Below are 1,872 nucleotides of genomic sequence, written 5' to 3' on the forward strand. Positions count from 1 at the left end.
GACATCGCCAGGCTTTTATTAAGCGCTATGAATTTACTATTCGTAACGCAAGCTAAGGCATAGCATCAAAGTAAGACTAAGTTTTAGTGACAATTTATGGAGAGATGGCTGAGTGGTTGAAAGCACCGGTCTTGAAAACCGGCATACGTTAATAGCGTATCTAGGGTTCAAATCCCTATCTCTCCGCCACTATAAAGGCCCAAGCACATGCTTGGGCCTTTTTTTATCTAAAAATTTTTATTCACAAAAGGTTACCATCCTGAATTGCATATGAAACAATAGGTATTTAGTCTTGGGTCCATATTAGGTCATTTTTGCCTTAGTTACGGCCCTTTATTTATTCTGATATTAGTTGGGTGGAATATGTATCACAGGGACCCTAAGATTAAGCTAGCCAGAGACTTTATGTCTCATGTCTGGCTAGAGGGAGGTCATCAGAGCTTGAATGACTTTCTGATACCTCAAGTGTTAGTTAAGTCACCAGTAAAACAAAGCGTGGGTGGCGAAAAATTATCGGATGCTTTGTCAATATGGTTTCGAGGCTTTCCTAATTTGCAGTATCGGGAGAATACACTGCAAATCTATAAAGATAGAGTCAATATTGAGTGGGAAGTTAAGGGCGATCATCTGGGAGAATTTTTAGGAGTGGCAGCAACTGGTAAGCCAGTCCGGTATTCGGGAACAACAGACTTAGTCATGTTTGACCAAAAAATCCATGCATACTGTGCTGACGTACAAGTTTCATCTGTAGTTGAGCAGATATCACCAGCTCCCTACGTTGCCAAAAAAGCGCTTGGGGATGATATGTATCTAGCAGTAAATAGACTATTACATCTAAACCTGACTAATCGGCAGATTGATTGTTTATCACTGCTGTGTTTGCGGTGTGACAGCAGAGTTATTTCATCAAAGCTTAATATAAAATACAGCACTTTTAGAACACATGTGGAGAGAACTCTACCTTTGATTGGCCTTAAATCAAGTAAAGATGTATTTGATTGGGCTCTCTCTTCAAATACTTTAGAAATTCTAATCACTATAGCCTTGGAAAAAATATGTTGATGAGTTCACTATATTCGATAAGGATGTTTCAATCTTAGGTTATTTGAAAGCTTGTAATAAAACACTTAATTTAGTCTTTACTGATTATAATGATATTAATATTCAAGAGGCGGTGAAGAAAATAGTGTTATACCGCATGATGACTTCTTTACTCAGTTGTTGCTGTGACAACTCCCTATATTTATAAAACCAAGGTTCAATAAAACCTTGTCCATAATGACTATAGTGCGGCAACCAGCCTATTATATAGTTTATGAAGTCTTCTTGGGTTTGAAATATTGCTTGTTTCTCTTCTTCTCATAGGATGGCTTTGTGAAATCCAGCTTGTGAAAGAAGCGACCGTATACCTTCTTTAGTATGGAAATGGTAAGGGTTAGTGAAAGATTTAGAAAGCTCCGTATATAGGGGTAGAGTCTCGCACCAATCGGCGGCATCCCATAAATCGGTGCATCTTGGGTAGATCAATCCAATAAATGTTCCATCATTAACAAGTCTTGCTTTGATGCCATGCAGAGCTTTTTCAATATCTGATATCCAATGTAAGCAATTGAAGCTGGTTATTATTTGATAGTCATTCTGATGCTTTAATAGCTCTTCAGCAGTTTCCATATGAAATTGGCAATTTGGGTACTTGTCTATGGCAAATTTGACCATGTTACTGGAAGTATCAATTCCAGTAACTTTAGCTCCCATATTACTCATTAAATTCGAAATTTTTCCATCACCACAGCCCACGTCGAGAAGTCTCTTGCCGATAAATTTAAGCCGAAATTTATTAATCAGGTAATTTGATTCACTCTGTTGGACAGA

General features: G+C 37.8%; 2 protein-coding genes and 1 tRNA gene. 2 read left to right on the plus strand and 1 reads right to left on the minus strand.

Annotated features, from left to right (window positions below):
- Positions 1-98 precede the first annotated feature (98 nt).
- A tRNA-Ser gene (locus KO511_RS01345) sits at positions 99-189 on the plus strand.
- Positions 190-363: 174 nt separating this feature from the next.
- On the plus strand, positions 364-1,062 hold the full coding sequence (locus tag KO511_RS01350; RefSeq protein ID WP_215985707.1) for an ester cyclase: 699 nt from the start codon (positions 364-366) through the stop codon (positions 1,060-1,062).
- A 297-nt stretch (positions 1,063-1,359) separates the two neighbouring features.
- Here KO511_RS01350 and KO511_RS01355 read toward each other — a convergent pair.
- Positions 1,360-1,872, minus strand: a 513-nt coding sequence (locus tag KO511_RS01355; RefSeq protein WP_215985708.1) for a class I SAM-dependent methyltransferase, incomplete at its 5' end; no start/stop codon positions are given.

It is taken from the genome of Vibrio hepatarius, assembly GCF_018860525.1.
Lineage (GTDB): Bacteria > Pseudomonadota > Gammaproteobacteria > Enterobacterales > Vibrionaceae > Vibrio > Vibrio hepatarius_B.

Excerpts from the sequence above, each read along its gene's own strand:
- KO511_RS01350 (WP_215985707.1), top strand. The coding sequence starts at position 364 with ATGTATCACAGGGACCCTAAGATTAAGCTAGCCAGAGACTTTATGTCT.